Here is a 23198-nt window from a genome sequence, read left to right as displayed (position 1 = left end):
CGGAGGGGGTTTTTCTTATAAAATCAACATTCAAAGCATATTTTTGTTCAAACTTTAAATCAAACCAACAACAATTCTTTAATAGTACATAAAGCTGTGATTTCCTGAACAATTATATTGAGAGGATATCGGTAATTTTCACCTTATTCCATGTGAAAAAAGATGTTTTTCCGAATCTATTAACATGTTATCTTAAAAGAAAGAATATTTTAGGGAGGGAGTTCGTGCTTTATGCCAAATTGTGATTGGGGTAGACCATGTGATTGTAAGGATTGTAGAACAGACCAATTCAGTATAATATGCCCTCATTGTGGATTTAACAATGTCTTAAATGTTTTGGGTAGTGCTGAACTTAAGTCGGATAAGAAAGGCAGTTCGGGTTATGAATTTACCTATCCATCTGGAACAAAGGAATTAAACTGCTATTGTTGTTCAAAGATTATTCCAGATGTTCGTTACTATGATGGTTATAATGAATACATATGTAAAATTAATATTAAACTTTATCAGAACAAATTAAATGGACTTGTTTGTAGTTCTTGTGGTGTGATAGACGGGGAACTGAAAGGAATTAAGTTTGTAAAACTAATTAAATTTGATAATAAACTTTATTGTCAGAAATGCATTATTGATGCAGGAGTAAAAAAATCCCTAATCCTTCAAACGAAAATGAAAAGTACGTTTTTAACGGGGAAAAGTTGAAATGGGAATTACATAAGATAAGAATTCCTTGTCCCTCATGTCATAAAAAAAGATGGTTAAATGCTGAAAATAGATGGAAAACATTATGTAAAAAATGCTACCTAACTTCATAAGTATTTAAGATAGATAAAGCTTGGAATACTGGGCTTTATTTTTTTATTCTACCACGCAAAATAAATAAGATAACTAACATTTGCTTTAATGGAACAATGAAAAAAGCTGTGGTTCTCAAAAATATTGTAAAAAATTATGCCTATTAAAATTAATATTGAAATGTTCCTAAGAATTAAGTTTATGTATTTTCCTGAGTCTACCTATGATTTTATATAAAAAAACGAATAAATTTCTCCTTTTTTAAAAATAATATTAAAAAAAAAGGAGGTGCTAGTATTAATAAACTTGATTCCATTACAAATAAGCAAATGATGCTTATTCTAATAACAGTGATAGGTCTAAACAATCATGTATTTGTAATATCTCCACTTGTGCAACATGCAGGTAAAGATTCATGGATCAGTGTAATTCTATCATTTTTATTATCCTTAGTCTGGATTATACTTCTTTTAGTTTTGCAAAAGTCAATTAATAATGAGGGAATTTTTGAGTGGCTACGATTTAAAGTAAACAAAAAAATTATTATTATTTTGGGAATAATCTTTATTCTCTTTTTAATAAATTTAAGTGCTATCACATTAAGAGAAACTATTGCGTTAATTAATGTTGTATATCTTCCTGAAACCCCAAAATGGATAGTAGCATGTATTTTCAGTATTGTTTGCCTATATTTTGGAGGATCAAAACTAGGAACGATAAGTATCATTAATATCTTATTACTCATTTTCGTTGTCTGTCTTGGGTTTTTCGTTGCTTTTACAAATATGAAACACAAAGATTATTCACTATTACTTCCTATTTTTGAAAATGGATATAGGCCCATATTAAAAAGTATTATTTTTCCCTATTCCGGAATGACTGAACTTATGCTTTTTTTATTTTTAAAAAAGAGAATTAATACTCCAGTTAAATTTCGACATCTCTTTATAACGTCTTTCATATTAATGGGGCTTACATTAGGACCATTAATAGGAGCAATAACGGAATTTGATGAGGTTGAAGCATCCTATCAACGTTTCCCAGCATTTGAAGAATGGGGATTAGTTTCTATAGGGGATTTTATTGAACATGTGAGTTTTTTAGCTTTGTATCAATGGTTAGCAGGTGCATTTATTCGCATTTCCTTATTCTTTTATACGATAAAAGAAGTTTTATTAGAAATTAATTTATATTCAAAATGGTGTCTATTTGTAATTTTATTTATCGTAATTGGATATGCCGTTTATCCCATCAGTGATATTCATTATTCGAATGTTTTATGGAATATCCTACTACCTTTTACGACTTACTTTTTAATCAGTTTTTTACTTCTATTATCCTTATTTATTTTAGTACTACATAAAAGGAGAATAAATGTATGAAGTTTTTCAAAAAAAAATCCCTACAAAAAAATTTATCAATAAGTAATGATAATAATAAAAAGAGCACCGTAATTAGTGAACGAGTATTAAGAAATGTTCTAAAAAAATGTCCGGATATACAATTTTCCACAACTACTTATATACATCATCAAATTACATATATATATTGTTCGGGACTAGTCAATACTGAAATATTATACAATACTGTTCCTCAGTCAATTGATCATTTTTTTTTCGTACATAAAGGCGAAATCACTGAGGAACAGATACGCAACTATCTACATATCCCAACCTTGGATGTAATTGATAATTTAGAGGTTGCAATAACGGATATATTCGCCGGAAAATTATTAATCGATTTTGGAATCAATGGAAAACTTTTTACGATTGATATATCAGAACGTCCTCAAAGAAAGCCTGAAGAGACTGCCACTGAAGCAACTGTAAAAGGTCCTAGAGATAACTTTATTGAGGATATCAATGTTAACATTTCTTTAATCAGGAAAAGATTACGCACATCTTCACTTGCATTTGAACAAACAACGATAGGTAAACGTTCCCAAACGAAAGTTGCTATTCTTTATATGGATGATATCGCAAATATGAATGTACTTAAAGAAATAAAAAATAGACTTTCTACCATTGATATCGACGGACTTGTAACTACCCAACAATTAGAAGAAACGTTCAATAACACTCCTTATGCAGTATTTCCAAGACACCAGTATACTGGTAAGCCAGATTTCGCTGTGCAAACATTATTAAATGGAAGGTTTGTTATCCTAATTGATGGTGTCACTATTGCCTTAATTACTCCTATTAACTTTTTTTTGCTACTTAAAGGAAGTGAAGATAAAGAAGTATCATACATCTTCAGTTCATTTCAACGATTGATAAGAATATCTGGACTTTTCTTGTCAGCTATACTACCAGGCATATGGGTCTCTTTAACCTCATTTCATCAAGATCAACTCCCAATCTCATTATTAGCAACCGTTGTCGAATCAAGAAAAGGAGTTCCATTACCAGTATCCATTGAAGTTATTCTTATGGTAATTTTATTTGAACTTTTTAAAGAGGCGGGATTACGATTACCTATGTCCATTGGTCAAATTCTTAGTGTAGTTGGTGGATTAATAATTGGAGATGCTGCAATAAGTGCTGGATTGGCTAGTCCGGTTACCGTCGTTGTAATAGCTCTTTCCACATTATCCACGTTTAATCTAAATGACCAATCTTTAATTGGAACACTCTCTCTTACACGTCTTTTTATTATTATATTCTCTTCTTTATTCGGTTTTTTTGGCATGTTTACAGCAATATTTGTTATTTGTGCATATATCGGCAGAATAAATACATTTGGTGTTTCTTATTTGGAGGGAATTAGCCTACTAAATATATCTGATTTTATTAAAACAATTATTAAAATTCCTAGCACAAAATACACAAAAAGGCCAAAAGCGCTCGAATTAAATGACGTTACTAGAACAGGTGAAGAAAATGAAAATAAAAAGAAAAGCTAATCAATTTTTTCTTTTATTGAGCATTTTAACTACAGTATTTCTTTCTGGATGCTGGGATGTGAAACAAACGGAAAGAATGGTTTACATACATTCTATAGGTCTTGACTATAAAGACGGTAAATATATAGCATATTTACAAATCATTAATTTAGGACTACTTGCAAAAAGCGAGTCAGGAGGTAGCGATAACCAAGTTACAGCAGAACTTGGTCATGCATCAGGAAATACCGTGGAAGAAGCCATCTTTAATATCTATCAGACAACTCAAAGAAGACTTTTCTGGGGGCATATTGCATACATTGTTTTCACAGAAAATGTTTTGAAACAAGGAGGCTTACAAGCCATTACAGATATATTAGATCGGTATGTTGAAACTTATTATCAAACATGGATATATCTAACGGAAGATTCCATTCCTAATATACTTCATGCCATGCCGAATATTGGAATGTCTACAGATCTTTCACGCCTTAGTGATCCAGAACCTAGTTTTAAACAATTTTCCTATATCCGACCTATTGATTTAAGAAGATTAATTATTTTAAATAACCGTCCACCAAATGAAATAGTATTACCAATTATTTCAGGAAATCACCAATCATGGGAAGCTGATTCTAAACACATGGATACAGCAATATTAAACGGATTAGGTATTATCACTAATGACAATTTGAAAGGGTATCTTAGTAACAGTAAAGCTAAAGGATATAGATGGATGAATAAGGATTTTCAAAGATCAGAAATAACTATAAAAGGCAAGGAAGGTATGGGTCTTTTATTAAGGAACTTACATGTAAAGGTAACTCCGGTCATAAAACATAATGAGGTTAAATTTGATGTTAAAATTAAAGCTAAAGTACATATAAATAAAGTAAGACGAACTAATTCATTAGAGGAAATAAGTTCTGAGGCTAAAAGGAAAATTAAAAAAGAAATAATGGATACTTATTTAGAAGGTCTGAAACTGGATTCTGATATATATCGTCTTTCAAACGTACTTTACATAAAGAATTATTCCACTTGGAAAAGAATACAACATGATGGAAAAATACCGTTGAATAATCACTCAATTAATAATATTGACATTAATTTAAAAATAATAGATGCTGGAAAACAAAGGAACAAGCCCACCTTAATTAAGAGAAAATATCCGAGCCATCCATAATTGGATGGCTTTAAGTCGATGTTTAACATCATGTTTTAAACCATTATAGAGGGTCCATATAAATTTCAAGAGGTAAAATGCTTAGGCGTGGATGTTGCTTTATTTGGGTTCTCCATTATTTTTTGTTGGGAGAATGAACAAGCAAAATTAAATGAAGAAATTAGACAAGGTTTAATAGATAGGTTGGAAGAAAAACTACTTCAAGATTTTTATAGGGAATTAGAAGGTATTAGTTTGAATTTAACTTTAAATATTACTGTGGGAAGTGTGATAGAGAAAGCATACATTGCTACAAAACATTATTCAGAATCTGAATGGGATATTCTAGCGAAGTCAATGAAAGAATTCGAGGCTAACTTGGATATTAATAATAAGGGTGTAACTCCAAGGATATCTCTTGAAATAGATGTTCTAAGAGGATTAGAAGACCATCAATCTGAATTCAGGAAATTAAACACCTACGCTGAAGCAAAAAGGGCAGTGAATTTGAGTTATGTAATTAAATTAGTTGTATATGCTTACTAGATTAACACCACTACGAAATGATCAAACTTTTTTATAAAAACGACACTTGAATCTGCTGATAAAGAATCCATTTTAATCAATCTTTTTTCAAAATGGATTCTTTATATTCGTTGTAGAATTAGGGTTTGTGTGATATTTTTGATCAAACTTTATTTCAAAGCAACAATTGTTATGTCCCTGTTACTTTCCACTTCCCCACGCTAAAAAGTCGGTACCCAATGCTAAATAGTTGGTATCCAAGCGGAAAAGGAAGCAGGAAGAGCAGCGGGCAGTCTATTATGTAATCAATCGTTACTCAATCGGTTTTTTCAATAAAAAATCAATTAAAATTCAGGGCTGGGTCCATTAGTGATCCAGTCTTTTTCTTTTGCTCAATAACTGTCTATTCCCTTGTTCCATAAGGGTTTCAATCGTTTTTCCAATCAATAAATCCGTAGGATTTCCAATCTCTACTCAGTGTGTTTCCTAACTGTGATACCATCCTAGAATTGCTGCATTTCCTTTCTTTTCTCCTGATTCTTTCATCATTATCGGTACCAACTCTTTAACATTGTCCGAATATTCGATACAATCAAGAACGGAAAAAGGAGGGCGAAAATGGGGGTTTTGGGGAAGAACTTAATAACATAATGGAGGGAAGAAAAAAGGCGAGGTAAGAGGGGTTGGTCTTAGAACCGCAAGGGTTTGAGGAGAGTGAGAGGGAGATACCGACATTAAGACAGCTAAATAAAAGGGGCATGAGCCCTTGGGGGAGAGGGAGTTGAGGTGAGTGAGAAGGGGAAGGGGCGGTGGAACGTATTTTTTCTATGGGGACATAGTAGAGAAAAGAAAAATTACAAAATTGATAACTAGGATGTGGTATTATTGATTAAAGAGATATAATAGGGGGAAATAATTTAATGCAGATAGATCTATCTAAAACTCAAAGGTACTTAGAATGGTTGAAGACAAAACTTTTTTTGGATAGTATTGCGAATAAGGCCAAAAAAAGAGTTGTTAAACGTGGTGAGGTATACAAGTGTAATCTTGGTTATGGAGTAGGAAGTGAAGAATCTAAAGAAAGACCCTGTGTCATATTGCAAAGAGATGACGCAAATTCAACTTCACCCAATGTAATTGTTGCTCCAATAACTCATACTTCTTCTACCTTACCTGTTGTAATCCCGATTTCGGACAAGTTTGATGGGGATGGTAATTTAATTCTTGACGGAAATGTCTTATTAGGAAATATAGTATGTGTTAGTAAATCAAGACTAGGTGAATATATTTCCTCCTTGAGCAAGGATGAAATGAAGAGAGTTGACGAAGCTATAGCTATCGCCCTTGATGTAAAGCATTATTACGTTACAATAAATAATATGTTGGATGACAAATTGGTGTACATAGAAAAGCTAAAAAGTAAAATTAATACATTAGAATCTGAACTATCAGAAAAGGAAAGAAAGATAGAGGAATTAAGCATTTTGGGAAGCTAATGTATTTACTAAAAATATATTAGACAGATCTATTGTATTATGTTATTATAAAGGTACAAAATAGCTACTCACGAGTGGGGTAGATGTAAAATTATTCAAATGGGGGCTACGTGTGAGTCCCCTGTACTATTTTAATCAAAATAATGAATGAAATTAATGTAGCTGAATATAATATTAATACAAAATACTTTGAGACGAGTGCTCAAAGATGTAATATTTCAAAATTTGAGAAGTACGGGCGACTTCTCATGTGCCAAAAATCCCTCCTTAATATGGAGGGATTTTTGTATATATGGGGAGAGAACAAGAAATATTTTTTCTTATTTATAAAAAGATATATAATGGGTGGTTGAATTCTTGCAAAAACTACATGCAGAAATTGTAATAACAATTCCAGATGATATGGTGATTATAACAAAAGTTGAATATGAAGAATTAAAACAGAGTGAATTGTTAGGTGTCTATTGGAGTATGAAAGACCTTGAAAAACGTATAAATAAAAAATCAGATTGGATAAAGGAAAGTATTCTTTACCCACAAAGGTTTAAAAAGATTCTTGATATTGATAACGGAGGATTTGTTTATTATCCTGAAACAAAGGGGCAGAAATGGGCTTTTCAGGCTACTAAAATGGCAGAATTTTTGGAGACTAATTTTAGGAAGATATTTGGTTCAGATGTGTAGCTGTATTTAACCCTGTTCCCATTGGGTTTTGTACCTTTTTCGCTCAATCTCCTTTCAAAAGTCTTAATTAACGATTGACAAAGTCAATTATTGATTGTATCATTTACTTTGAGGTGACAGAAATGATTAGTTCTAATGAAGCAATTGAGATCAGAGAGATTCTTCAACAATTGGTTCGTGATTTTGGTTTGTTACAGCGTGAAGGTTCAGAATGTTGCGGAATAACAGTCCTGCAAAGTCACATTATATATGAATTGGATAAAAACCCCCGCATTTCCTTAATTGATCTGGCCGAGAAATTATCTATGGATACCGGAATGCTAAGTAGGCAGATCAATAAAGTGGTGGAATTAGGGTATGTTTCTCGAACCCCTGATCCTAACGATAGACGTTATGTTGTTTTATTACTTACTGAAAAAGGTCAAGTAAAAGCAAACGAAATCTCCGGTCAAATGAATCAATACATTGGGCAGATTTTAGGGTTTATTCCAAATGATAAACAGAATCAGGTTATAGATAGTTTACAGATCTTACTGAGTGCCATGAAGATGAATGATGGATCTGGTTCTGGTTGTTGTACCACTAAATAAATAGTGGTTTTCTTTTAAGAAAATATTTGACTTTGTCAAGTGTTGATAATAGCAATTAAAGGAGGGTACTTAATGATCATTAGAAAGGTCGAAATGACAGACTTGATAGAAGTTCTCGAGATATACAATCAAGGAATAGTTGACAGGGTTGCCACACTCGAAACTAGAAAGAAAGATCAAGACTATATCCATTCTTGGTTTAACAATCATCAAGGGAGATACGTTGGGTTAGTCGCAGAGAATGAAGAAAAAAGCATCGTCGGATGGGCAGCCATAAGTCCCTATAATCAAAGAGATGCCTATAAAGGAGTAGGTGAAATTTCTGTCTATATCCATCGTGACTATAGAGGAAAGGGGGCTGGTCAAAAATTGCTAAAACAACTTGAAATAGAAGCATTGAATCACGATTTTTATAAGTTGGTTTTATTTACTTTCCCATTCAATCTTTTAGGTCAAGGATTATATAACAAATTGCAGTACCGCCAAGTTGGGGTATTTAAGAATCAAGGAGTTCTTGATGGCAAATTTGTAGATGTAATGGCAATGGAAAAAATATTAGATACAACGTGTTAATCTATGCTTCAGTGTTTTACATACAGCAAATATCTCAATTACAAAGTCGAAGTAATCTTCTTTATAAAAATTTAAAGAGAGGAAAGATGAAAATGGAATGGATAGAAATCAAACCGACCTGTTGTCAAGCTGAAAAGGAATTGAAAGATACTAATAATGGAGAAAGCAAACATTTACCCGTTGCAATTATTGGGGCTGGTCCTGTAGGTCTTGCAGCAGCAGCCCATTTAGTAAGATATAATCAACAATTTATTCTTTTAGAATCTGGATCTCAAGTTGGGGCGAATATCCTAACATGGGGCCATGTTCGAGTATTTTCTCCTTGGAGATATAACATTGATAAATTTGCATCTAAACTTCTTAAAAAACAAGATTGGAATGAGCCAGACCTAAATGAATTACCTACTGGGAAAGACTTAGTTGAGCAATATTTAAAGCCGTTAGCAAATACCCCTGAAATTAAAAATTCGTTATTTGTTAATACAAAGGTTCTTTCAATTAGCCGAAAAAGCATGGATAAAATGAAAACGGCTAATCGGGAAAAACAACCTTTTGTGATTATTGCTGAGCAAAATAGGGAGTTTAAACAGTTTGAGGTGAGGGCGGTTATTGATGCAACTGGAACCTGGGGTAATCCTAATCCAGCAAATTCAAACGGCATTTGGTTAAAAGGAGAGGAGGGAATAAAAAATCAAATTTTCTATGGCATCCCAGATATTCTAGGGGTAGAGAAAAACCGTTATCTAAATAAACGTGTTGCTGTTATTGGAAGTGGCCATTCTGCCATCAATTCATTATTAGAGTTAGCAAAAATAAAAGATGAATACCCCGCAACAGAAATAGTATGGGTTTTAAGAAAAGAGAGGGTTGAAAATGCTTACGGAGGCGAGGAACTGGATGCTCTCGAGGCGAGAGGTGATTTAGGAAGTCGTATACACAAATTAGTGGATTCTGGCGTAGTTCAAGTTATTACTCCTTTTATGATTCAATACGTTAAAGGTAAAAATGGAAAAATCGAGCTAGTAGGGGAGACTAAGGGTGACTTAAAAACTTATTCAGATATAGATGAAATGATTGTTAATACTGGGAACCGTCCAGATTTTTCAATACTTCGGGAAGTAAGGACCAGCATTGATACAGCAACAGAAAGTGTTAAGGCTCTTGCACCACTAATTGATCCGAATATTCATAGTTGTGGAACGGTACGTCCTCATGGGGAAAAGGAATTACGGCAACCCGAAAAAGATTTTTATATCGTTGGAGCAAAAAGTTATGGTCGAGCACCAACATTTTTAATGGCGACAGGATATGAGCAGGTTCGGTCTGTAGTGGCATATTTATCAGGAGATTATGGAGCCTCTGAGAAGGTCGAGTTAGAATTACCTGAAACGGGTGTATGTAGTACGAATCTTAAAGTAACGAACGCTTCTTGTAGTTCAAATTCATGCTGCTAAAATTGTGTAATCAGAAGGGGGAGTTGAATAACTTTCCCTTTTATGGAGGTCATATTGATGCTTATTAATAATGGTGGTAATTTAAGTAAAGAATACTTCATAGCATATCTTAAATTAATTATGAGTAGTAGAAAATGCACCTTAGAAAAGGCAAAGGAAATCACGTTTGAGCGTCTATTTCAGAAAGACAAAAAAACACTTGGGAACATTTCTTTTGAACGTTTTACAAATGCGTATGAGGGTTTAAAAGAGGAAGGAAAGTGAGTTTGATATTTTTTTACTTGAACATATAAGTATATAGTTATATGATTATATAGGTTTAGAATTGCAAGGGGGGAATTAGGTGTTGCAAACAACCATCGAAATGGAGAATGCTGCTGTAATTTTAAAATTGCTTGGCGACAAAACAAGGCTAACAATGATGAAGTTAATAGATAATCAGGCTTGTTGTGTTTGTGAATTTGTTGAAATATTTCAATCTAGTCAGCCATCTATCAGCCAACATTTACGTAAATTGAAAGATTTAGGATTAGTTACGGAAGAAAGGAAAGGACAATGGATATTTTATTCAGTAAATAAAAGAAACGAGTATTATCAATTTATTAAACCCATTCTTGATCAACTACCTAATCAAGATTATAAATTAAAAGCACTTGAAGAAAAAGGTACACGAATTTCTTGTTGTTAAATTTGGAGGTATTATTTTGTCAACAACGCTTATACTTGCAATCATAATCTTTGTAGCTACTCTAGTCCTAGTAATTTGGCAGCCTAAAGGATTAAATATTGGTTGGTCCGCTTGTGGTGGGGCAATCATCGCCCTTTTAGTAGGAGTTGTCGGTTTTAGTGATGTTTTAGAAGTGATAGACATTACTTGGAACGCAACATTATCGTTTGTTGCAATCATCCTTATCTCATTAATATTAGATCAAATTGGTTTGTTTGAGTGGGCTGCTCTACATATGGCGAGGATTGCAAAGGGAAATGGAATTAAAATGTTTGCCTATGTAAGTATTTTAGGTGCTATTGTTGCTGCCCTATTCGCCAATGATGGGGCTGCATTAATATTAACACCAATTGTACTTGCCATGGTTCGAAACTTGAATTTTAAAGAAAAAATGGTGTTTCCGTTTATTATGGCTAGTGGCTTTATTGCCGATACAACTTCACTACCATTTGTAGTAAGTAACCTGGTAAATATTGTGTCTGCTGATTTCTTTGGAATTGGGTTTCTTGAGTATGCTTCGAGAATGATTATTCCAAACATTTTTTCACTAATTGCAACTATTGCAGTTCTACTTATTTATTTCAGAAAAAGTATACCTAAAACATATGATCTATCTAAATTAAGAAAACCAGAAGAAGCTATTAAAGACCAAAAATTGTTTAACCTTTCATGGTTTGTTCTTGCAGTTTTACTAATTGGTTACTTTACTAGCGAATTCATTAATATTCCTGTATCCATTGTGGCAGGGATTATTGCGATACTCTTTATTCTAATGGCTAGAAGAAGTGAAGCGGTCAATACGAAGGCGGCGATTAAAGGAGCCCCTTGGAATATTGTGTTCTTCTCGATTGGAATGTATGTAGTTGTTTATGGATTAGGGAATGCGGGGCTCACGTCCGTCTTGGCAAGTGTGATTCAAAATGTGGCTGAGGAAGGATTGTTTATTGCTACTGTTTCAATGGGCTTTCTTGCAGCTATATTATCTGCGGTTATGAATAATATGCCAACTGTAATGGTTGATGCTTTAGCAATTTCGGAAACTAATACGTCAGGTTTAATAAGAGAAAGCCTTGTTTATGCAAATGTTATTGGATCGGATTTAGGTCCCAAAATCACTCCAATTGGTTCACTTGCCACATTAGTATGGCTTCACGTTTTATCACAAAAAGGTGTGAAAATATCATGGGGAACATACTTTAAAACCGGTATTGTCCTAACGATACCTATCCTATTTATTACGTTAATTGGACTCTTTATTTCATTACTATTTTTCTAAAGGAGAATGAGTTATGGCTAAAAAAATAATCTACTTTCTATGTACCGGGAATTCTTGCCGAAGCCAAATGGCTGAAGGATGGGCAAAAAAATACTTAAATCAAGATGAATGGGAAGTAAAGAGTGCTGGAATTGAAGCACATGGACTGAACTCGAATGCGATTAAAGCAATGAATGAAGTGGAAATTAACATATCAAACCAAACTTCTGATATTATCCAACCGGAAATACTAAACAACGCTGAATTAGCTGTTACTCTTTGTGGTGATGCGAAAGATAAATGCCCTGTTACACCGCCTAATGTAAAACGGGAACATTGGGGATTTGATGACCCTGCAAAAGCAGAAGGAACGGAAGAAGAAAAATGGGCTGTTTTCCAACGTGTTCGTGATGAAATTGGTGAAAAAATTAAACGATTTGCCGAAACGGGAGAATAATAGTTAAGGCTTTACCCTTGCTTCCTTATCTTTCTTCTAATATATGTAGCTGTTATTTTCCTCTTTCCCATGCTAAAAAGTTCTTCCCAACTGCTTTATAGTTGGTATCCAAACGGTAAAGGAAGTGGGAAGAGCAGCGGGCAGTCTTATTCAATCAGTTATTTCAATCGTAAAATAAATACGAAACCAGGCTGGGTCTAATAGTGATCCAGTCTTTTTGATTCAATAATTACTGGTCTAATAATGCTTCAAATATCCGATATAATTGTTATCCAGACTGTAAAAATTGCTGTATTAAGAGCAAAAAGCGTTATATCCACTTGGAGTAACGCCTTTTTACTAAAGAAACTTTATACTATTTCATTCTTTAATAATTGCCTAATAGACAAACTTGCATCTTCAAAATAATCTTCAGGTGATTTATTACTGTTCTCTTTCCAATCAATTGAAGCTCCGTAAATCATCCAACTTAACATGGTCGAGTTCATTCTTAACTTTTCATCACCTTGATCCTTATATTTCTTTAATAGTAAATGAAAAATAATCTGTTCAAGCTCCTTTTTTAAAATGGCTTCGATATTCACGCTCATATCATGATAACTTCTTTGACATCGGGTTGATAAGCCCATATGGAATGTAGTAATAGATAAGAACAAACTCTTTAGCATTTCCTCGCTGAACTCTTCATTATTCGACAATTCCTTTAGTACATTCTCCAGTAAATCTTCTTTTATCACTTTTTCAAGCAAATCATATTTATCGAGAAAGTGACGATAAAAGGTTGCCCGGTTAATCATGGCTCCCTTTGTAATATCACTGATTGTGATACTGTTGAAATCCTTTTTTTCCAAGAGTTCTATAAAGGAATCAATAATAAACTTTCTTGTTCGAATTGAACGCAAATCCGTGTTTTCCTCAGTCATTAAAATACCTCCATTCCAGAATGATAAGACATATTTCGTGATTTGTGGCTTATGCAACAAAGTGAAGATTTTGTTGCTTGAGGGGTGAACAGATCATATCTATAATTTGATTATACAACAAGTGTTGTGTATGCAATAGTTGTAAAATCAATTCCCTTTTATTGTGGGAACAGGAATTTAGGAGGATTTATTAAATGAATTTATTAGTAGTTAAAGCAAATAATCGCCCAGAGGGTGTATCTAGTAAAATGTATGAAACCTTTATGGAGTCTATAAATGATGCAAAAAATCTTAATGTAACTGTCTATGATGTTTTTGAAGAAGATATGCCTTACTTTGGGCAGGAATTGTTCAATGCTTTCGGTAAATTACAAAGTGGCGAAGAACTATCGGAATTAGAACAACGCCTTCTAGCTGCAAAACAAAAAGCGAAAGATGTATTTGCTACAGCAGATGTAGTTGTATTTGTTTTCCCGTTGTGGAACTTAACAGTTCCTGCTAAACTTCATACATTTATTGACTACATTGATGAAGCGGGTTATACATTCAAATACGGTCCAGATGGTTCGCCGGTCTACTTAATGCCAGAGAAAAAGATTATTCTAATGAATGCAAGAGGTGGGTATTATTCTTCACCGGAAATGCAAAATATGGAACATGCAGTGAATTATATGAGAAGCATATTTGCTGGAATGTTTGGTATGGAAGTTACTGAAGAGGTTGTTATTGAGGGACATAATGCAAGTCCCGATAAAGCAGAGGAAATCATTGAAAATGGAATGCGTAAAGTAACTGAAACAGCAGAGAAATTAGCTTATCAATATGTTTAATCACACGGTGTAATAGATCCAAAAAAGGAGGACTTGAAATGTCTAATGAATCAATATTTCATAGAGATATAAAAGATTTTTGGTATCCAACATATAATAAAAATGGTTATCCACATGTCCAACAAGGAGTTATTCTTAATCCTGAGAGGAATCAAGAATTTTCTCCCTTTATTCTTATGGCTGAAGACTGGTATAAGCGTGGAGTCTTCGCCGATCATCCTCACCGAGGCTTTCAAACTGTAACGTATGTTGTTGATGGAAGGCTTGAACATATAGATAATGCGGGCGGCTATAGCCTTTTAAATGCTGGTGATGTTCAATATATGAATGCTGGATGGGCAGCTAGACATGCGGAAGAGGCTTATGATGATGACTTGATTCATACATTACAGGTATGGCTAAACCTTCCAAAAAGTTTGAAGCGTACAGAAACAGCTTATCAAAACATCTATGTTGAAGATGCTCCTGTAGTGAACTTTGAAGGTGGTTCGATTCGAGTTTATTCAGGTGATATTGCAGGAGTAAAAGGACCAATGAATAGTTTGGTACCTATTACGATGGCAGAAATTATCCTTCGTGAAGGAACAGAGTATACACATATTTTACCTGAGAATCATAATTCATTCTTGTACATGTTGGCAGGAGAGATGGAATTCGGAGAAAGTAAGACAAAGATAGCTAAAACAGGAGCGGCTACCTTATCCTTTAATGAAGGGGGCTCCGAGTCTAACCAAAGTGAATTAAAAATAAAAGCAAAAACTCGTTCTAAAGTGTTGATATATTCAGGCGTTCCAATTCGGGAAGAAATTGCATTTGGTGGGCCATTTGTAATGAATACAGCAGAAGAAATCCAGGAGGCGTTTCGAGATCTTCAGCTAGGAGTATTTGGACCACCTGCTGTAAAAGAGTAAGGGGAATTTTCATAGGAAAGGAACTACATTTTGTGGAAGGCTGCTTATAAAATGAAGTATTTTAAATGAGAGATGGACTAGAATCGGGGTTTCATTTTTACCTCCATATTCTTTCTTCTATTATATATAGCTGTTACTTTCCTCTTCCCCATGCTAAAAAGTTCTTCCCAATGCTTTATAGTTGGTATCCAAACGGCAAAGGAAGCGGAAAGAGCAGCGGGCAGTCTATTATGTAATCAATCGTTACTCAATCGGTTTTTTTAATCAAAAATCTATATCAATTCGGGGCGGGTCCAGTAGGACTTCGTCCCGTTTCTTTATGTCCAATATCCCTTCAATCCCTTGTCCAATAAGGGTTCCAGCCATCTTTTCTCATTCCTTTCTTTCTTCTAATATGTTGTTTTCCTCACTGTATAAACCCGTAGGGTTTCAGTTCTCTTTCATGGGTTTTCCAATCATTTTTCCATCTTTCCTCCATTATCGGTACCAACTTAATAACATTGTCCGAATATTCGATACAAGCCAGGGCGGAAAAAAGAGGACGAAAATGGGGGTTTTGGGGAAGAACTTTATAACATAATGGAATGAAGAAAAAGGCGAGATAAGAGCGGTGGGGCTTAGAGCCGCAAGGGTTTGAGGGGAGTGAGGGGGAGGGAAGGACATTTTAGCAGTTGAATAATTGTTGTTTATTGACAATAAAGTCGTTTAAATACTTAACTGTACTATGATTATTAGAGGATAGTTAGTTCAATATAAGAGCTAATATCCTCTTTTTTAATACCTATTAGAATTATAAACTACACTTAGAAGTTCTAGTATAATATGTTTATTTTATGATCTAAAGTTTTAAGGTGGAGGATTGGTTATGAAAGTACAGGAAGTATTACTTGATGGTAATAAGAAAAGGTATATGCTCCTTGATGAAGGGGGGATTACCTGTAGCTCCAGTTACGAAGTATTTGAAGTATTTAGATGCAACTAAAAAAAGCAGCAATACCCTAAAAACATATTGTTATGCCCTAAAGCAGTATTTTGACTATTTGGAAGAAGTAAAAAAGGATTATAAAGATATTAATATAAGGGATTTAGCAGAGTTTATGGGTTGGTTAAGGAATCCATATTCAAGTAGCAAAGTAACTCCGTTACAACAAACGAAAGCAAAAAAGACAGAGAAAACAGTGAATCTTACTATTACCGTAGTAACTAACTTTTCGGATTAACCCCCGAATTTTGGACAGTATTTCTCTTAATCTCACTTTATCTTAAAACTACATTCTTTTTCGTTTCCTTTTGTCCTTTTGAGATCATAGCCATTGCTTCCATTCCTTCAAGGGTAAAGGCTACGCCCGACTATCGTCGCCCTTGATTCCATTCCAGAAATGGCTGAAATAATTTTTGGGACAAAAGGAAGAAAAAAATGGAAGGGGCGATTAAACCCGTACCTCTTTGATTTTCACGTTTTCACATTGTTGCTTTTCATAAAACTCATTTGGCGATAAGTCTAAAATACTAGAATGCATGCGTCTTTCGTTATAAAACACCATAAACTCTGCGACTGATTCATAGGCTTGTGCATACGTTTCAAATTGCCATCTTGATAAACAATCATCTTCAAAAATTCTATGAAAAGACTCAATGTGAGCATTCATATTTGGCGTTTTTGGTGGAATTCTTTCATGTTCTAGTGTATATTTTTTACAAAATTCTTCAAAGGTATGGGAGATAAACTGTGGCCCATTGTCTGTGCGAATCACAGGTTTTTCCCTTTCATTTATCTGCTGGCGCTTGAATAATGCCCGCAAAAGAGTTTGTTTTAGGTCTTTTGCTGTGCAGCTTAATCCCATATAGTATTCGACAATACTACGATCATAAACATCGATGATGGACAATACAAAGAAGAATCGGTCTTCACCTTCGATGTAGCCATATTTAATGTCAATTTCCCATAATTTGTTCGAACTTTTAATCGTCCGATTTCGTGCTAGTTTTCTAGGGTATGAGACTTTCTTTTGCCGTTGCGGGCGTAAAATATCAAGTTCTTTGCACAACCGGTAAACTTTTTTCTTGTTAATGATAAGATGGTATTTTCGACGAAGTAATTTTGTTAATTTACGATAGCCATAGTTGAAGCCATCGCCTGCAATTTCTTCAAGTAGGTATTCTTTGATTTGTTCGTCAGATACCTTTTGGCCGTCCTCTTTGATGGAATAACCGGGTGCTGGCCGTCCCTCACTTACTTTCTTCTCTTCCACACGATAGTTCTTTTGATAATAGTATGTGGATCGAGAAATACCAATGATTTTCAGCACTTTTTTGATCGGGTAGCCTTTTTGAATCCAACTATCGGCTACTTCAAGTTTTTCAGCAAGTGAGGGTTTTTCTTTTTTATAAGATCTCGTAGAATGGCGATTTCAAGGTCTTTTTCACCTAATATTATTTTTAGCTTTTCATTTTCCTCGGATAACTCTTTAGAATCAATATCTGGCAGCACAGTAACATCTACTTCACCGTATTTGCCATCTTTATATTCACGAATCCAACGACTTACCATGTTCGGATTCAGTTCGTATCGACGTGCTACTAACGAATTATTGTCTGTCTCAGTGGCTTCTTTTACGACTTGTAATTTAAAATCTTTTGAGTGTTTTGTTCGTTTCATTATGTCAGCCTCCTTGGTACATTAAGTAGTATAATATTTATTACTCTTACTGTCCAAGTTCATTTAGGGGCTATAGAGTAAAAGAAGACGGTTCTTTTACAGAAAAAAGAGTTAATAATACTTATTTCTTAGTTAACAATTCATGGAATATCAACTATTTTGGAACGATTAATAACTTTAAGGAACAATATACTAAAAATAAGAAGAAAACTAAAATTAACATTGAATTTAATTTTATCTCCTACTCAGTTAATCTAGAAATCAAGTATGTATTTTATCATAAGTTATTTAATGATGAATGGACTCTCGCTAATGCATTCGGCACTTTCGATAATTATCTGAAAAAGTTAGCAATATTCATCAATAAACATTACCCCAATCTAAAATCCTTTTTGATTTAAATTTAAAGGAAGCTAACGATAAATGGATGTCTTGGCTGAAGAATACTGGACAAAAGGTAGAAAAATGTTATAAGACAAACGGAAAAGAATATACACATAAAACCCCTATAGTTAATTTTCTTAATTTAATATTTAATAGTCTATCAACCCTTTTAGATGTTCGTGAAGAATGGGAAAAGGATAGATGGGATGTTAGAATTTTATATAAAAAATATCTTATTGACTACAACCAGTCTTACCAAGGATATCATATTGATTTCTCAAAAATTAAAAATGAGCATATAAAACGGGAAACAAAGAAGTATTTCAAACAACGTTTACTTGCCAAACATAACTTTTCATGGAGTACTGCAATGAATTACATGAAATTTATTGTGAATTTTATTAATTACATGACCTCACTTGAACCTAACTGGAATGATCTTAATGATTTATCTAGAGTACATATCGAAAAATATATTGAATGGTTAAATATTTATACTACAAAAAATCAAAGCAGAAAAAATTTAAACCCGGAATCTTATATCTATGTGTCGATAAGGATGGTACAAAAGTTTCTAGAGGATTTACAATTGTTTGAATATGAGGTTGCGCCAAAAAGAAGTGTGAAAACATTGATTTTTCAGAGCGGTAAACCAACGTTAAAGAAAAAGCCATATGATCAAGTAGATTATATTCCTGATTACGTTTTAGAACAATTGTTTGAAAACCTTAAATATCTTCATCCAGAAGTTCAACCTATTATTTGGGTAGCATTCAAGACAGGACTTCGAATATCAGATATATTAGGCTTGAAGCAAGATTGCTTAGTTAAATTAAATGATAAGTATCAAATAGTCGCTGATATCAAGAAAACATATGTGCAAGGACATTCAATACCCATTGATAATGAATTAGCTGATCTCTTAGCAGTATTAATAACAGCTTCTAAAGAAAAAAGTAACCAAGAAAATAATCCTGACAACTACATATTTGTTAGGTATTCTGGTTCTAGAAAAGGAAAGCCTTATACGCAAGATTGGATTCGCTCAAAGTTAAACTCTCTCGCTCACGAACGAAAAATTATAGACGAGAACGGTAAGATCTTTCATTTTAAAACACATCAATTTCGACATACTTTTGCCGTTAAAATGATAAATGGGGGTGCAGATATTCTTACCGTTCAGGAACTTTTAGCACATGCTTCTCCAGAAATGACAATGAGGTACGCACGATTACTGGACAATACAAAGAGGAAAGCTTTTGAAGAGGCCGTTAATCAGGGAATATTCAGTTTTGATTTTAATGGAAAAGTATATAACATATCTGAAACTGAAGGAATCTCACAAGACGTTCTAGAAATGTTATGGTGTGACCATAAGCTAACTGCCATTGATAACCCTTACGGGTCTTGTCGAGCAAGATTGAACGGAAACTGCCCTTATGCAGAGGAACCTCCTTGCTTAACTTGTAACGGTGGTAAGCCATGCAAGGACTTAGCTGTAGGTTTGTCAGAAATGGACGCAGCCAAATACGAGATTCATATTCAATCAACATCTAAAATGATTGAAGTTGCCCAGCAATATGGTCGAGAAGAAATCCTAGAGAAAAATCGGAAAAACCTTGAAAGATTACAAGACATATACAACACGATTAAACAAGGTAATATTATCTTTGGGCGATTAGAACGGATGAAACGAAAGCAAGGTGTCTACAAATGACTAAATATGATCGTAGAGAGCATTTAAAACTGCTTCATCAAGAAAGAAAAGTGAATACTCGTAAAAAAGTTGATAATGCGATTCAAAGGCTCATACGAGCCAATGGTAACATTAACTTTAATAGTGTTGCAGAAGAAGCAGGAATTAGCAAAGCTACATTATATAACAATCCAGAAATTCGAAAAGGAATTGAATCATTACGAGAGCAACAGGCTCAAGTTCCAACCCCAAAACAGGTAAAACGTGAGGTGGATGAAAATAATAAAGATGCCATTATAGCATCTTTAAAACGGAAAATTAAGAAATTGGATGAAGAAAATAAAGAACTACGTGAACAGCTAAAATTTGCTTACGGGGAGGTTTATAAAAAAATCTAATGGCACTTCGTTCCCTGCATGTTCAACAATCGGGCCATTTTGTGGAAGAAAGGACAATCTGAGAACGTTTTATTTTAGTACGAGGAGGATGTAGAGTGAAGGTCAAGCGAATTGTTACCAATATTGAGACGCAGGACATTTCCAAGGCAAGGTACTTCTATGGGGAAATACTAGGACTTGATCAATTAATGAATCACGGATTTATTGCCACCTATGGTTCACATGAGAAAATGGACACTCAAATCAGTTTCCTTTCAGAGGGAGGTTCCGGGACTCCAGCGCCTGACTTGTCAATTGAAGTTGATGATCTTGATGAGGTGCTAACACGCGTAAAAGAAGCGAAGATTCCAATTGAGTATGGACCCGTTGAGGAACCTTGGGGAGTTCGGCGCTTTTATGTAAGAGACCCATTCGGAAAGCTCGTCAATATTCTTTTCCACCTGTAAACAAATAGAAAAAAGCTATTCAAGAATAGGGCGCACTTATTCAGGCAGTGCGCCTTTTCTTTAATCGGGCCAGGGTATTGTAAAAAGTTCTATGAAAACTAAATAGTTGTTTAGGTTACTTTCCATTTATTAGGTGGGGAGCTCCCGCAATCGCTCTTGACAAACACGCCAATGGTTTGATCCAAGGTTAACAAGGGCGAAGGGGACAAAAAGAAGGCATACCAAATAAGCCCTTGGTATTTTCATTTTAAACCATTGGCAAGTTCGGTTTGTCAAGAGTTCGCTCCGCCGATTGCTAAATGGTCCAAGGGCTCTGCTAAACAAAAAGTTAGGCGGATCTTTGTTCGACTATCCATCGTTGAGCTAACTCGATGAGCTTTGTCCAACGCGCAGGCATGGTAGGAAGTCCTGATAACTTTGGATTCACAACGGGTACCTTGCCCTCTAGGGATGCATGTGGTCGTAGAAAGTTAAAATACGCCGCAAACAAGGTGACAAAAGAAACAGATCCATGATCCGATCCAAATCCTTGTGTAGAGCGATAATTTCCTTTAAATGTGCGATTCAGTCTTTCGATAATCTGTTTTAACGGTCTGTATTCGGTTGAGATGGGATCTTCATTTGTCAGCCCGATTACTTGCTTCACATCGAAAGAAATATCATTCTGAGCGAAGAAATGCTGGGCTAGAAGATAGATTGGATTTCCATCTACTACGAATGTAAGGTTTTCAGGGATCTCTTCCATCTTCAGTAGGACGTCGTTTATCGCTTGAATGGCGGATGCTGTATCACGATTAGGCGACACTCGGTACGAAAGGACGATCTTTTTCACCGCGTCAAAGAAGAAAAAGAGATAATGCCATTTTCCATTGACCCGGATATAGGTTTCGTCACCACAGAATTGATCTGAAAGCTCATAAGGATAGTGATCCACGTAAGGTTTAAGTAAAAGAGCCACACTATTTTCGTAGTTCAATATCGTCTGATGAGAAATAGCTACACCGTGAACATCCTGCATAAGGGCAGCGGTCCTTCTTGCGGAAAGACCGTAATTCACATGGTAGGTCAATATCAAACCTAACGTATGCGGAGAAGCATAGATTCTAGACAGATCAACAACTGGCAACTCCGGTGAATTCTTGGATAATGGTTGAAAATCAATGTGGAATTGGCGAAAAATATACCTTAACTTAAACGACTGGGGATCCTTTTTAAACTGTTTCTTTTCTTTGGAAGACATACCGTTTAATTTCTTTTGATAATACGGACAGTCGTCGTTTTTACACTTAAACACATCGAAATCTTTTCGCTCCTTGATCTTATCGAGTGTTTTAGAACAATGAGGACATTTCAAAATGGCCTCTTTCGAAAAACGATTCTTATCGCTGAAAAGGCAAGAACATACCTTGCATTGATACTGTCCCTTATCACCATTATTGGCATAAAGATAATCAGATGGTGCACCACACTTAGGACATTTCATTCCTTTAGGTACCGACACTTTTGCGTTCTTGTGTCTTCGAACGGGTTTAAGAGATTTCCCATGCTTCTCTTGGTACTCCGTTAGGAGATTTCGATAATTCAGCTTTTCTGGGATTTCGATAATGGGAAGATCATCAACTTGTAGTTTTCGATAAGGTTTGTTAACAGGCTGCTGATCTTTCGGTTTATCAAACATACTCTTCCCAATAAGTAGGGTGAGTAATGTTCGAATTATTTGTTCTTGGAATTTTATAAAAGTTAGTAAATAGGTTATAATTTGAGGGTACAACTTGTCACTTCCTTTTCTAAGGTTGTTGGGTGTGTGGTAACCTCAATTATCCTTAGATTTAGGGGGGTGGCAATTTTTTTGCTCAAAAATCCCTCTATTAAGGTAGTTTATAGCCTATTTTATATAAAAGTTTTGACAAAACGAAAATAGAGTGAGGGGTATATGAATGAAAAAGTCAATGATAGTGATTGGAATAGTATTAGTGATTTTAGTTGCTGGTGCAATTTTTATGCAAAATGTAAATCTTAATCGATTTGGTGCTGATGAATATTACACACAAATAAAAGGAAAAGGAACTAAAATGGAAGACAAAATGAGTGATGGAACGATTTATAAAAGATATGAATATAAATTACCGGCTTTTGATAAAGATGGCAACCAAAAAACATTCACATTTTCTGCTGACAAGCAGCTTCGCGAAAATGCGTATTTACTTCTGTTTGTGAAAGATGGAAAAGGTGTTACATCATATCAGGAAGTGACTGCTGAGGAATTACCTGAAAAAGTAGCTAAAATGTTGGAATAATGAGAAAAGAATCCTTTGAAAAAAGGGTTCTTTTTTGCTTTTTAGTATT

Annotated in this window: 24 protein-coding genes and 1 pseudogene; 21 read left to right on the top strand and 4 right to left on the bottom strand. The window is 34.4% G+C overall.

Features of this window, described 5'->3' with window-relative positions; all coding sequences use genetic code 11:
- Window positions 1-231: 231 nt before the first annotated feature.
- From MKY81_RS03495 to arsC, 14 genes are all read left to right on the top strand, one after another.
- The gene (locus MKY81_RS03495) at window positions 232-702 is read left to right on the top strand and encodes a hypothetical protein (protein ID WP_242290933.1); all 471 of its coding nucleotides are present in this window, start codon (window positions 232-234) and stop codon (window positions 700-702) included.
- A 326-nt stretch (window positions 703-1028) separates the two neighbouring features.
- Window positions 1029-2177 carry an endospore germination permease gene (locus tag MKY81_RS03490; RefSeq protein ID WP_341118732.1) on the top strand — a complete coding sequence of 383 codons (1149 nt, stop codon included), beginning with the start codon at window positions 1029-1031 and terminating at the stop codon, window positions 2175-2177.
- Window positions 2174-3700: a spore germination protein gene (locus tag MKY81_RS03485; RefSeq protein WP_341116776.1), complete on the top strand. Its 1527-nt coding sequence runs from the start codon at window positions 2174-2176 to the stop codon at window positions 3698-3700. Before MKY81_RS03490 ends, MKY81_RS03485 begins: the two co-directional genes overlap by 4 nt.
- On the top strand, window positions 3678-4865 hold the full coding sequence (locus tag MKY81_RS03480) for a Ger(x)C family spore germination protein (protein ID WP_341116774.1): 1188 nt from the start codon (window positions 3678-3680) through the stop codon (window positions 4863-4865). The genes MKY81_RS03485 and MKY81_RS03480 overlap by 23 nt, the downstream gene beginning before the upstream one ends.
- Before the next feature lie 87 nt (window positions 4866-4952).
- The gene (locus MKY81_RS03475; RefSeq protein ID WP_061184579.1) at window positions 4953-5390 is read left to right on the top strand and encodes a hypothetical protein; all 438 of its coding nucleotides are present in this window, start codon (window positions 4953-4955) and stop codon (window positions 5388-5390) included.
- 899 nt (window positions 5391-6289) lie between these two features.
- Window positions 6290-6865: a type II toxin-antitoxin system PemK/MazF family toxin gene (locus tag MKY81_RS03470; RefSeq protein ID WP_108073295.1), complete on the top strand. Its 576-nt coding sequence runs from the start codon at window positions 6290-6292 to the stop codon at window positions 6863-6865.
- 357 nt (window positions 6866-7222) lie between these two features.
- A complete protein-coding gene (locus tag MKY81_RS03465; protein WP_066232003.1) occupies window positions 7223-7549 on the top strand; it encodes a DUF771 domain-containing protein in 327 nt (108 codons plus the stop codon).
- A gap of 74 nt (window positions 7550-7623) precedes the next feature.
- The gene (locus MKY81_RS03460) at window positions 7624-8139 is read left to right on the top strand and encodes a MarR family winged helix-turn-helix transcriptional regulator (protein ID WP_235993140.1); all 516 of its coding nucleotides are present in this window, start codon (window positions 7624-7626) and stop codon (window positions 8137-8139) included.
- 72 nt (window positions 8140-8211) lie between these two features.
- Window positions 8212-8712 (top strand): arsinothricin resistance N-acetyltransferase ArsN1 family A, encoded by a 501-nt coding sequence (locus MKY81_RS03455; RefSeq protein ID WP_066231998.1) that lies wholly within the window; start codon window positions 8212-8214, stop codon window positions 8710-8712.
- Window positions 8713-8798: 86 nt separating this feature from the next.
- Window positions 8799-10166 carry an NAD(P)-binding domain-containing protein gene (locus MKY81_RS03450; RefSeq protein WP_066231995.1) on the top strand — a complete coding sequence of 456 codons (1368 nt, stop codon included), beginning with the start codon at window positions 8799-8801 and terminating at the stop codon, window positions 10164-10166.
- 57 nt (window positions 10167-10223) lie between these two features.
- Window positions 10224-10430 (top strand): hypothetical protein, encoded by a 207-nt coding sequence (locus tag MKY81_RS03445; RefSeq protein ID WP_066231993.1) that lies wholly within the window; start codon window positions 10224-10226, stop codon window positions 10428-10430.
- A gap of 79 nt (window positions 10431-10509) precedes the next feature.
- Window positions 10510-10854 carry an ArsR/SmtB family transcription factor gene (locus MKY81_RS03440; RefSeq protein ID WP_084347672.1) on the top strand — a complete coding sequence of 115 codons (345 nt, stop codon included), beginning with the start codon at window positions 10510-10512 and terminating at the stop codon, window positions 10852-10854.
- A gap of 16 nt (window positions 10855-10870) precedes the next feature.
- A complete protein-coding gene (locus MKY81_RS03435; protein WP_108073297.1) occupies window positions 10871-12169 on the top strand; it encodes an arsenic transporter in 1299 nt (432 codons plus the stop codon).
- 13 nt (window positions 12170-12182) lie between these two features.
- Window positions 12183-12605 carry an arsenate reductase (thioredoxin) gene (gene arsC, locus MKY81_RS03430; RefSeq protein WP_066231988.1) on the top strand — a complete coding sequence of 141 codons (423 nt, stop codon included), beginning with the start codon at window positions 12183-12185 and terminating at the stop codon, window positions 12603-12605.
- 350 nt (window positions 12606-12955) lie between these two features.
- On the opposite strand, the gene MKY81_RS03425 is transcribed toward arsC, so the two are convergent.
- Window positions 12956-13528, bottom strand: a complete 573-nt coding sequence (locus MKY81_RS03425; RefSeq protein WP_108073299.1) for a TetR/AcrR family transcriptional regulator — start codon at window positions 13526-13528, stop codon at window positions 12956-12958.
- 194 nt (window positions 13529-13722) lie between these two features.
- Between MKY81_RS03425 and MKY81_RS03420 the strand changes: the two genes are divergently transcribed.
- The 3 genes and pseudogenes from MKY81_RS03420 to MKY81_RS03410 all read left to right on the top strand — a co-directional run.
- Window positions 13723-14358, top strand: a complete 636-nt coding sequence (locus tag MKY81_RS03420; RefSeq protein WP_107921307.1) for an FMN-dependent NADH-azoreductase — start codon at window positions 13723-13725, stop codon at window positions 14356-14358.
- 38 nt (window positions 14359-14396) lie between these two features.
- On the top strand, window positions 14397-15269 hold the full coding sequence (locus MKY81_RS03415) for a pirin family protein (RefSeq protein WP_107958652.1): 873 nt from the start codon (window positions 14397-14399) through the stop codon (window positions 15267-15269).
- 865 nt (window positions 15270-16134) lie between these two features.
- Window positions 16135-16486 (top strand): annotated as a pseudogene (locus tag MKY81_RS03410) (site-specific integrase); the annotation flags it as partial.
- 213 nt (window positions 16487-16699) lie between these two features.
- Here the strand turns inward: MKY81_RS03410 and MKY81_RS03405 are convergent.
- Together MKY81_RS03405 and MKY81_RS21060 are read right to left on the bottom strand one after the other, a co-directional pair.
- The gene (locus MKY81_RS03405) at window positions 16700-17578 is read right to left on the bottom strand and encodes an IS3 family transposase (protein WP_382920601.1); all 879 of its coding nucleotides are present in this window, start codon (window positions 17576-17578) and stop codon (window positions 16700-16702) included.
- A 38-nt stretch (window positions 17579-17616) separates the two neighbouring features.
- Window positions 17617-17928, bottom strand: a complete 312-nt coding sequence (locus MKY81_RS21060; protein WP_063440906.1) for a transposase — start codon at window positions 17926-17928, stop codon at window positions 17617-17619.
- A gap of 427 nt (window positions 17929-18355) precedes the next feature.
- Between MKY81_RS21060 and MKY81_RS03400 the strand changes: the two genes are divergently transcribed.
- From MKY81_RS03400 to MKY81_RS03390, 3 genes are all read left to right on the top strand, one after another.
- Window positions 18356-20029 carry a tyrosine-type recombinase/integrase gene (locus MKY81_RS03400; protein WP_341116763.1) on the top strand — a complete coding sequence of 558 codons (1674 nt, stop codon included), beginning with the start codon at window positions 18356-18358 and terminating at the stop codon, window positions 20027-20029.
- Window positions 20026-20406, top strand: coding sequence for a DUF6262 family protein (locus tag MKY81_RS03395; protein WP_341116762.1), 381 nt, complete (start codon window positions 20026-20028; stop codon window positions 20404-20406). Before MKY81_RS03400 ends, MKY81_RS03395 begins: the two co-directional genes overlap by 4 nt.
- Window positions 20407-20501: 95 nt before the next feature.
- Window positions 20502-20852: a VOC family protein gene (locus tag MKY81_RS03390; RefSeq protein ID WP_108069878.1), complete on the top strand. Its 351-nt coding sequence runs from the start codon at window positions 20502-20504 to the stop codon at window positions 20850-20852.
- Window positions 20853-21180: 328 nt separating this feature from the next.
- Here the strand turns inward: MKY81_RS03390 and MKY81_RS03385 are convergent, their stop codons facing one another.
- Complete coding sequence (locus MKY81_RS03385; RefSeq protein ID WP_108073408.1) at window positions 21181-22623, bottom strand: DDE-type integrase/transposase/recombinase; 1443 nt, start codon at window positions 22621-22623, stop codon at window positions 21181-21183.
- Window positions 22624-22789: 166 nt separating this feature from the next.
- On the opposite strand from MKY81_RS03385, the gene MKY81_RS03380 reads away from it, so the two are divergent.
- The gene (locus tag MKY81_RS03380) at window positions 22790-23149 is read left to right on the top strand and encodes a YxeA family protein (RefSeq protein WP_108073574.1); all 360 of its coding nucleotides are present in this window, start codon (window positions 22790-22792) and stop codon (window positions 23147-23149) included.
- Window positions 23150-23198: the final 49 nt, after the last annotated feature.

The organism is Heyndrickxia sp. FSL W8-0423, assembly GCF_038009395.1.
Lineage (GTDB): Bacteria > Bacillota > Bacilli > Bacillales > Bacillaceae_C > Heyndrickxia > Heyndrickxia sporothermodurans.
This window is presented reverse-complemented; position numbering and strand designations above follow the sequence as displayed.